Raw genomic sequence first — 5143 nt, 5'->3', positions numbered from 1 at the left:
TTGTTTTTGTTCTTTGTTCCAACCGAAGAGGATTCTCCCAATTGAGTGGTGCAAACAGAAGTCAATGACCTTGCGCGCAGCTTTGTGGACCGCATCCGCCGGTTTCTTTTTTCCGTAATTCGGTCAAGCTTTTGCAACCAAAACCTCTGCGGCTTGTGAGTCTTGAGCCTAGCCAGCTCCTTGTTGTGCCACTGGTTGAAGGACTTGACTTTGCGGCCATCAATGATGAAGCTATGTCCTAAGTTACTAACGCACGTAAGCCAGTTGTTGACTCCGTGGTCAATTGCTAGAGCTTTTCTCGGATCCAGCGATTGGGGTCGAGCAGGCTTGGCATAGACCCACTCCAGGTACAACAACATAGGTGGCCTTTGGACGGCTAGCTCCAGTTGAACCTACCGGAGTAGGTTGCCTGGGCAGGCTAGTCTTTCCTTGCCCTTTTCCAGCTAAAGCTGGGGGTACTTGACCCAAACCCGTGGCTTTCCCAGCGATGGCTGGTTGCTGGCGATGCCGTTTTAGGGATCCCCCACCTCAAAAGCCCACAGCCCCCGCTCAGCCGGGATGCGGTGCAACTGCCCCTGGGGAAAGCGCCGCTGCAGCGCCGCCCCCTGTTGATCCCATACCCCCTCGTTCAGGAACAGGGTAAACGGCGGCTGTAGGTCTTGGGTCGGCAAGGCCTCCGGGGAAAAAACCTGCACCTCCTGCTCCGGCCCGGCAAAAAACTGGATCCAACTCTGCCAGTAGGGGGGTTCTCCCCAACTGAAATAGGGGTAGGCGGTGCTGGCCGCCAGGTAGAAGCGGTGGTCGGGATCCCCTTGTCGAGCCGCCACGTAGCGCCCGGTGGCTCCCACATCGTTGCCCTGGGTCCAGCCCTTGTGGACAAAATCCCCAAAAATGGCCAAGTTCCATCCCCCGATCAACAGGACCGCCCCCGCCATCGCCGCTGCCGGCAGCCAACCTCTTGCCCGGGATCCCCAACGTCCCAGGAGAGCAGCCAGCGCCTGGATCCCTTCCAGGGTTAGGTAGGCTACAAAGGGCAGGATCACCAGCAGGCGAGTGTAGTTGGGGGCTTTGGTGATGGCCAAGCTAAAGAGCAGGTAGAGAAACAGGAAGCTGCCCAGGCAGAGCCAGTCGTGGGGTTGGCTGCGCCCTTTGAGAAGGCGGTAGAGCCCGGATCCCAGCCCCAGCCAGATCAAGACCCCTGTCAGGGGATCTACAAAGGCATGGCCGTAGTTGGGATAGATATAGCCCCGGTCGTGCTGGCTGGGGTCGTTGAACATACTTAGGCCGTTGCGGATGTTGCGCCACACCGCCTCGGCTGGCGTAGCGGCATTCACCCACATCTGCTGCAGCGCCCGCCCTTCTGGGAAAAAGAGAAATTGCTGGCGGGCATACTCGGCGCTCACTGGCGGAGCAGTGGCAGTGGCCACCAGAATGGGCGCAGCCACCAGGAAAAACCCCAGCGCCGCCGGCACCGTCAGCTTGGCCAAAGTCCAGAAGGGGTTGGCCTGCTTGTTTTCTCCTTGCAGATCCTCCCGGCCCAGGAGCAGGTAGAGGCCGCCAAACAGCAACCCCAGCAAGATCACCACCCGCCCCGGCAGATAGCCGTAGAGGGAGAAACCCGCTGCCCCTCCCCCCAAATACAAAAGCAGGGGATTCTTTTCCCGCACGCCCTTTAAGATCAAGGCCAGGGCCGCACACTCCACCAGCACAATCAGGTTCTCCCGCATCGCCATGCGGCTGATGCCCAGCAGAGCGTGGTTGGATCCCAGGAGGGCCGCCGCCGCCAAGGCCAGCCGGGGGTTCCAGAACGACCGAAAAAACCCGTAGGCCACCAGAATGGTGACAACCCCGAAGGTGGCATGCACCGTGCGCACATTCACCAGCGTGACTCCCCCCATCAGCCGCGTCAGGCCGCCAAAGAGGCTGAACATAAAGCGGGGAAAATAGAAGTACTCTGGCATCAGCCCAAAGATATCGGGGTAGCGTACCGCTGAAGCCCGCCGGGCCATGGAGGTGATGACAATCTCGTCGGTGTTGATCTGAAAGGGGATGTTGGCCAGGTCGTAGAGGTAGATGGGAGCAAAAACCAACGCCAATAGCCCCAGGTGCAGCAACTCCTGGCGCCAGCGCAGCCGCGTCGGATCCCAAGGGGGCTGAGCTGGGGGAAACTGGGCCACGTACAACCCCACCAACAGGATGCTCAACAACCAGATGCCAACCTGCAAGACGTGGTAGCCGAACAGCCCATACCCAAGGGTCAAGGCTATCCCCAAGCCCAAGCCGGATCCCAGCAGGGCCGGACGCCGAGAAGTTGCCAGCGTATCCCAAACCGCCATAGGACTGGAGTGAGGAACAGCACTGACCCCAGCCTACCAGGCCTCTGCCGGTGTTCGATCCCTCACCCCCGGCCCCTCTCTATGCAATATCAATAAGCAATATCAATAGCCCCGCATCGCCTCGGTCTCCCGCTCCAGTTCCGGCTCCACGAAGTTGGAGGGGTCGTAGAGGAAGCGGTTGACCTCGTCTTCAAGGCGGTAGATCTCAAAAGGCTGCAATTGCTTGCCAGTTCGCAGGGCCAGCAGGTAGCCATCCACCAGCAGGCGCAGCTCGTCAGTGCGCCGATAGCCGCGATGCCAACTGTCCACCAGCGCGTCGGTCAAAGCCTGATAGTGCCGGATCAACTTCGGGTCTTGCAACATGGGGTTCCCTTGCCCTGCTTGCTTCTATCCTAACGTTTGATGTCTGTTTGTGAGGAGGAGTTGCGAAGGGATGAGAAGCTGTGTTGTCTTAAACTGTCACTCCCCCTAACTCCCCTCGACAATGGGCAGATGCAGCCGCGAGGGGGTGTCGCTGCCGCTGTGAAGAGCGAGGGTGAGAATGCGGGCCTCGATGAGCCGCTCTTCTCGCATCCCCGTGCCTGTGTTAACGGGGTAGGCCGGGAAACAGGCCGCGCTAAGGCTGAGGCGCAGGGCGTGGCCGCGGGGAATGCGGATGCAGGTGGGCTGGCAAGGGATCCCAATGGGGGCCTTGGGCTGGGGATCCCGCAGCCGGCGGTAGCCCTGGGAAAAGTTATACACCTGGCCCTCCGGCCTCACCACCGAGAGCACGGCGCAGAGATCGAAACTGGGGCTGTCGGCTTCCACATACACTTCCACGAGAATGTCCCCTGCCAGGACGAGGTCGGTTGCCAGGGGAGAGGTGGTGTAGGTGAGAACATCGGCGCGGCAGTCGAGGGCAGAGCGCTCCTGCGGCCCGGCGGGATGGATGAGGTGGCCTCCTAGGGCCGGCACGGGTCGCCAGGGATCGTGAACAAAAGTATCCGACTGCTGCTTTGGTGGGGGCTCTGGGCGAAGGGATCCCTCTGCTTCAGAAAGGGCGGCCAGGCCGCTGCTGTGCAGGTAGAAAACCTTCGGCTCCGGCGTGGGCCAGGCCTCAAAGCTGCGCCAGCGGTTGGATCCCATCTCGAACAGGCGTACCGGCGGCTCTTGGAGGATCCCTGTGTCTTTGCCTTTGAGGAACTGGTCGAACCAGCGCACCTGCAGCCGATCGATGGGGCTGACGGCCTCGGGGCCAAAGTCCAGCGCCCCCACTTTGCGCCCCCAAGGCAGGTGGGCCCAGGGCCCGACAACCAGGTACTGAGGGTTTTGGCTGCGGGCGCTTATTTCCTTGTAAAGGCGCAGGCTGCCGGTTAGGTAGCTGTCGAACCAGCCGCCAATGTGCAACATCGGCAGATCCACCGCCTCTAGACGGGGGGAGAGCTGGCGCCAGTAGTCGTCGGGCTCGCTGTGCTCCAGCCAGTCAAAGTAATAGGACTGGGGCGCATATTGCTGCAGCACGCCTGGCTTGAGGGGGATGGGATCGTAAAGGGGCAGGTTGCGGGAGGCCTTGAAAAGGGCCTGGTAAGCGTTGGCATCGCCGCGCAGGCGCGCCCCCTCAGCTTCCAGTTGCAGGGCCCAACTGAGGTTGTTGTAGAAAGCGAAGGCTCCCCCCGGATAGGCGGCATCGGCGTAGAGATCGTAGGGCAGCATGGCTGGGCAGATGGCCTTCAGGGCGCTGGGACGGGTGGAGGCGGCATACAGTTGGGTCATGCCTTGGTAAGAAAAGCCGTACATACCCACCACACCGTTGCTCCCCGGCAAAGCGGCCGCCCAGTTGACGGCGTCGAACCCGTCTTCCACCTCATGGCGGAAAGGGTAGAAGGATCCCTTGGAGGTTCCCCGTCCGCGCACATCCTGGATGACCACAATGTACCCCTGGGCCGCATACCACCTGGGATGGGCATACACCACCGTCGAGGCAATGGCCCGCCCATAGGGCTGCCGCATCAGCAAAACCGGGTAGCTCCCCTCCCCTTGCGGGCGATAGACATCTGCGTCCAGTTGGATCCCGTCGCGGGTGAACATGGAAACAGTTTCGCGGGGGCGAACGGGCAACATGGCCTGGGTTGGGCTAGCGGATCTTGCCAAAGGGATACCAACCAAGGACAACCTAAGGGATCCCTGGGTGGATTCTTCCTAAGATAAAACAGAAGCCCTTATGAGAGCATGACTCTAGTCAATAATAAGCTCAACTATGCTGAAAATAATGTATAATATGTTCAGTACGGATTACTACCAGTTGATCTTTCTGTTTACTTTCGAGTCTGCCAACATGGTAGCCAAAGCAAAGCAGAAAATTGGTAGTAAGACGACACGGAAACTGCGCTTTGGGTATTCTACTCAAAGCTTTGCGGGATACCGCCATTCTGGTTGGAAACAAACAGAATGCTATCGCTGCATAGTTGAACAGTGATGTTCAGCAGTGTTCAGCGTAAATGTATCAGGGAGAAACTCCCACCAGAGTTTGAGCCCCTTCCCTGGTATTGCCCTTGATCTCCGGCCTGCTGGCGCAAACGCAGCCCCCTCCAGACCCCTCTTTTATGGCTTTTATGGATTTATGGAAACAGAGACCCTGGGAAAAGATTTGTCGGAGCATGCCTCTAACCCCCAAAACCCTGAACTTTGCTGAATTTACTGAGCTTTAGGCGGTTTGGCAAAAGTCATTGAGAGGGATATAGTAGACCAAGTTTCCCCCTGATCCTTGAGTCCACCGCAACGGTTGCCGGGAAGTGAAGGGGGAAAGCGCTCGGGGGGTATTCCTCAGG

The 5143-nt window shown here is 59.3% G+C and carries 4 protein-coding genes and 1 pseudogene; 1 reads left to right on the top strand and 4 read right to left on the bottom strand.

Going from position 1 to position 5143, the window contains the following annotated elements; translation table 11 throughout:
* From SYN60AY4M2_RS14710 to SYN60AY4M2_RS02980, 4 genes are all read right to left on the bottom strand, one after another.
* Window positions 1–359: transposase (locus SYN60AY4M2_RS14710; RefSeq protein WP_206336923.1), on the bottom strand; the 359-nt coding region annotated here is incomplete at its 3' end.
* A 153-nt stretch (window positions 360–512) separates the two neighbouring features.
* Window positions 513–2336: a glycosyltransferase family 39 protein gene (locus tag SYN60AY4M2_RS02990; RefSeq protein ID WP_099812245.1), complete on the bottom strand. Its 1824-nt coding sequence runs from the start codon at window positions 2334–2336 to the stop codon at window positions 513–515.
* Between the two features lie 102 nt (window positions 2337–2438).
* Window positions 2439–2699 (bottom strand): DUF6761 family protein, encoded by a 261-nt coding sequence (locus SYN60AY4M2_RS02985; RefSeq protein WP_011429921.1) that lies wholly within the window; start codon window positions 2697–2699, stop codon window positions 2439–2441.
* A 105-nt stretch (window positions 2700–2804) separates the two neighbouring features.
* Complete coding sequence (locus SYN60AY4M2_RS02980; RefSeq protein WP_240527695.1) at window positions 2805–4487, bottom strand: CocE/NonD family hydrolase; 1683 nt, start codon at window positions 4485–4487, stop codon at window positions 2805–2807.
* A 109-nt stretch (window positions 4488–4596) separates the two neighbouring features.
* On the opposite strand from SYN60AY4M2_RS02980, the pseudogene SYN60AY4M2_RS14705 reads away from it, so the two are divergent.
* Window positions 4597–4780: pseudogene (locus SYN60AY4M2_RS14705) on the top strand (hypothetical protein); the annotation flags it as partial.
* Window positions 4781–5143: the final 363 nt, after the last annotated feature.

It is taken from the genome of Synechococcus sp. 60AY4M2, assembly GCF_002760375.1.
Taxonomy (GTDB): domain Bacteria; phylum Cyanobacteriota; class Cyanobacteriia; order Thermostichales; family Thermostichaceae; genus Thermostichus.
The sequence above is the reverse complement of the archived record's forward strand: the minus strand, read 5'-3'. Positions and strand labels throughout refer to the sequence as shown.